Source organism: Nocardioides sp., assembly GCF_034670285.1.
In the GTDB taxonomy this organism is placed as follows: domain Bacteria; phylum Actinomycetota; class Actinomycetes; order Propionibacteriales; family Nocardioidaceae; genus Nocardioides.
In genome coordinates, this window is record NZ_JAXMNS010000348.1 from 1 (window position 1) to 4,111 (window position 4,111).

The 4,111-nt window shown below is 70.2% G+C and carries 3 protein-coding genes; 1 reads left to right on the forward strand and 2 read right to left on the reverse strand.

Annotated features, from left to right (window positions below):
* A partial coding sequence (gene ppsA, locus VOI19_RS15525; protein WP_323793870.1) for a phosphoenolpyruvate synthase occupies nucleotides 1–1,739 on the reverse strand: 1,739 nt, incomplete at its 3' end.
* Between the two features lie 5 nt (nucleotides 1,740–1,744).
* Entirely contained in the window at nucleotides 1,745–2,707 is a 963-nt protein-coding gene (locus VOI19_RS15530; protein ID WP_323793871.1) for a pyruvate, water dikinase regulatory protein, read from the reverse strand.
* A gap of 139 nt (nucleotides 2,708–2,846) precedes the next feature.
* Between VOI19_RS15530 and VOI19_RS15535 the strand changes: the two genes are divergently transcribed.
* Nucleotides 2,847–4,111: cytochrome P450 (locus tag VOI19_RS15535; protein ID WP_323793872.1), on the forward strand; the 1,265-nt coding region annotated here is incomplete at its 3' end.

Consider the following 4,111-nt stretch of genomic DNA (forward strand, 5'->3'; position numbering starts at 1 on the left):
GCCGCGATCATCGAGACACCCTCGGCGACGCGCTTGACGAAGAAGTCGCGCGGGCCGTCGTACGCCGCGGTGATCTCCTCGATCTCGGCGCGCAGCGCAGCCGGCAGGGCCGCCGCCTTCTCGCCGCCCTCGGCGAGGTCGAGCAGCGCCTTGGGGTGGATGCCGATCTGGCGGTTGATGATGAACTCGAGCCGGGCCAGCCCGACGCCCTTGTGCGGCAGGCGGGAGAAGGCGAACGCCTGCTCAGGGGTGCCGACGTTCATCATGATCTTGACCGGGACGTCGGGCATCTCGCCGAGCTCGGTGCGCTCGACGGTGAAGTCGAGCAGTCCCTCGTAGATCAGGCCGGTGTCGCCCTCGGCACACGAGACCGTGACCTCGCGGCCGTCGGCGAGGTCCTTGGTGGCCGAGCCGGTGCCGACGACGGCGGGGATGCCGAGCTCGCGGGCGATGATCGCCGCGTGGCAGGTGCGGCCGCCACGGTTGGTGACGATCGCCGAGGCCCGCTTCATGATGGGTTCCCAGTCGGGGTCGGTCATGTCGGCCACCAGCACGTCGCCGGCGACGAACTCGTGCATCTGGTCGATCGAGGTCAGGACGCGTACGGCACCCGAGCCGATCTTCTGGCCGATCGCACGTCCCTCCACGAGCACGTCGACACCCTTGGTGACGGCCTTGTCGATCTTGAACCGCTCCTGGGCGCCGGTCTGGCGTGACTGCACGGTCTCGGGGCGGGCCTGGAGCACGTAGAGCCGGCCGTCGACGCCGTCGCGGCCCCACTCGATGTCCATCGGACGGCCGTAGTGCTCCTCGATCACCAGCGCGTGGCGCGCCAACTCGGTGACCTCGTCGTCGCTCAGGCTCAGCCGGCGACTCTCGGCGGCGTCGACGGGCACGAACTCGGTGGTGTGCCCGACGCGGGCGTCGGAGGTGTAGACCATCTTGGTGGCCTTGCCGCCCACGCCGCGCTTGAGGATCGCGGGACGGTCGGCTCGCAGGGCGGGCTTGTAGACGTAGAACTCGTCCGGGTTGACCGCGCCCTGCACGACACCCTCACCGAGGCCGTAGGCCGAGGTGATGAAGACGGCGTCGTTGAAGCCCGACTCGGTGTCCATCGTGAACATCACGCCGGAGGCGCCGATGTCGGAGCGCACCATCTTCTGCACGCCTGCCGACAGCGCGACGTCGGCGTGGGCGAAGCCGTGGTGGACGCGGTAGGCGATCGCGCGGTCGTTGTAGAGCGAGGCGAAGACCTCGCGCACCGCGAGCAGCACGGCGTCGATGCCGCGGACGTTGAGGAACGTCTCCTGCTGGCCGGCGAACGAGGCGTCGGGCAGGTCCTCGGCGGTGGCCGAGGAACGGACCGCGAACGACGCCTCCTCGCCTGACTCACCCGCGAGCTTGTCGTAGGCGGTGCGGATGTCGGCCTCGAGGTCGGCCGGGAACTTCACGTCGATGATCGCGCCGCGGATCTCGGAGCCGACCTCGGCGAGACGTCGTACGTCGTCGGTGTCGAGGCCGTCGAGCAGAGCGGATATCCGCTCGGCGAGCCCGGTGTCACCGATGAAGCGGTGGAACGCACCGGCCGTGGTGGCGAAGCCGTCGGGGACTCGCACGCCGAGGCCGCTGAGGTGGGAGACCATCTCGCCGAGCGAGGAGTTCTTGCCGCCGACCTCCTCGAGGTCGGCGAGGCCGAGCTCGGAGAACCATCGGACGTTCGTGTGCTGCGGCTCGCTCATGAGGGTCAGTCATCCTGTTCTGTGGAGGAGATACGGCGGTCCGACAGCCTCGATGCCATCAGGTCGTGGGGGGCGGCGGGCGGACGGTCGCGCGCCTTGCTGCGCTCGCGGCTGAGGATCCCGCCGTTGCGCTTGAGGGTCTGCAGGATCATCGTCGAGATCTCCTCGACCGACTTGGAGGAGGAGTCGATCACCGGCACCCGGTGGGCGGCGAAGATCTCGGCGGCGCGCCTCAGCTCCCAGCGACACTGCGAGGCCTCGGCGTACGACGACCCGGGTCGCCGCTCGTTGCGCACCCGGCTCAGCCGCTCAACGGTGGTGGTGATGCCGAAGCAGCGCTCCTGGTAGTCGCGCACCGGGCGGGGCAGCTCGGAGGACTCGAGGTCCTCGTCGACGAGGGGGTAGTTGGCCACGAAGAGCCCGTGCTGGAGTGCGAGATACATGCTCGTCGGGGTCTTGCCGCAGCGCGAGGGCGCCAGCAGGATCACGTCGGCCTTGTCGAGCGCCCGCAGGCTCTGCCCGTCGTCGTGCTCGATGGTGAACTCGACGGCCGCCATCCGGGAGTTGTAGCGCTTGATGTCGCCGACCCCGTGCAGTCGCGCGGCCTGGCGCACGCCGCGCTGGCCGAGGATCGACTCGACCCGGCTCATGTGCATGTCGAAGAAGTCGATCAGCGGCGCCTGCGTGGTGGCCAGGACACTGCGGACCTCCTCCTCGGCGGCGGTGGTGAAGGCCAGCGGCTGCACCGGTCCCTTCATCGCCTCGTCGAGGATCTCCACGACGCGCTGGGCGTCCGCGGCGGTGGAGATGAAGGGGATGACGGTGCGGTCGAAGACCTGGTCGGGGAACTGGATGAGCAGCGCGTTGCCCATCGTCTCGGCGCTGATGCCGGTGGAGTCGGACAGGAAGAACACCGGTACGGCGTGCTGCTCGCTCGGCCCTGCGGTCGACCCGGGATCCTGCGTCATCGCCCCTCCTGGTGGTTCGGCGCTCGGGGCACGTTATTCGATCAGGGGCCCGACCTGGGCTCATCTCGTGGTGACGAGCAGCACAGGCCACCCCTCGAACCGACCGAGCGCACATCGACTGCGGCGCCATACTGGGGGAATGAGCCTGGCTTCGAGGATCGAAGTTTCCCTGCCCCGACGAGCCGCCCGCGCGACGCGCTGGAGCCTGGGGCACGCCCTGCCCCGCCTCGCGATCAAGAAGGCCGCCGCGAGCGGAGACCTGCACGGCCGGCTGATCGAGACCACCAGCAGCAGCGACGAGGTGCCGGTCGCCCTCTTCGACGAGATCCGCGCCACCGGACCGCTGCACCGCTCGCGCTTCGCCTACGTCACCGCCTCGCAGCCCGTGGTCAAGGAGGTGCTCACCAGCAACGACGTCGAGGCCGGCGTCGACCTCGGGTCGGACAGCCCGTTCGCGAGGGCCGGCTCGTGGGCGTTCTCCTCCGCACCGCTGGGCCCTCTCACCCCACCCTCCCTGCTCGTCACCGAGCCGCCCGACCACACCCGCTACCGCAAGCTCGTGACCCGCGTCTTCAGCGTGCGCGCGGTCGACCGACTGCGCGGACGCACCGAGAAGATCGCCGCCGAGCTGATCGCCGACCTCGACCCCTCGGACCCGGTCGACCTCGTCGAGCGCTACTGCTCGCAGCTTCCGTTGACGGTCATCGCCGAGATCCTCGGGGTGCCGAAGGCCGACCACCAGCGGGTGCTCGAGTTCGGCAGTGCCGCGGCGCCCAGCCTCGACCTCGGCCTCAGCTGGTCGGCGTTCTCGTCGGTCGAGAGCGCCCTCGAGGAGTTCGACGCCTGGCTGGCCGACCACCTGGCCGCCGTACGACGCAATCCCGGCGACGACCTGCTCAGCCAGCTCGTGACCGCACGCGACGACGCCGGCAAGGGCCTCAACGACGCCGAGCTGAAGTCGACCGCCGGGCTCGTGCTCGCGGCCGGCTTCGAGACCACCGTCAACCTGCTCGGCAACGGCATCGCCCTGCTCCACGAGCACCCCGACCAGCTGCGCCGCCTGCAGGCCGACCCCGGCCTGTGGCCCAACGCCGTCGACGAGATCCTGCGCATCGACCCGCCTGTGCTGCTGACCGGTCGGATGGTCGTGCGCGACACCACCTTCGCAGGCGTCGCCGTCCACAAGGGCGCCCTCGTCACCACGCTGCTCGCCGGCGCCAACCGCGACCCCGAGGTCTTCGACGACCCCAACGCCTTCGACGTCGCGCGCGCCAACGCCGGCGACCACGTGTCGTTCTCGTCCGGGCGCCACTACTGCCTCGGCGCCGCACTGGCCCGGATGGAGGGCGAGGTCGGGCTGCGCTCGATCTTCGACGCCTTCCCCGACCTGCGGGTGCTGCCCGG

Coding starts and splice junctions, on each gene's coding strand:
- VOI19_RS15530 (WP_323793871.1), bottom strand. CDS start 2,707: ATGACGCAGGATCCCGGGTCGACCGCAGGGCCGAGCGAGCAGCACGCC.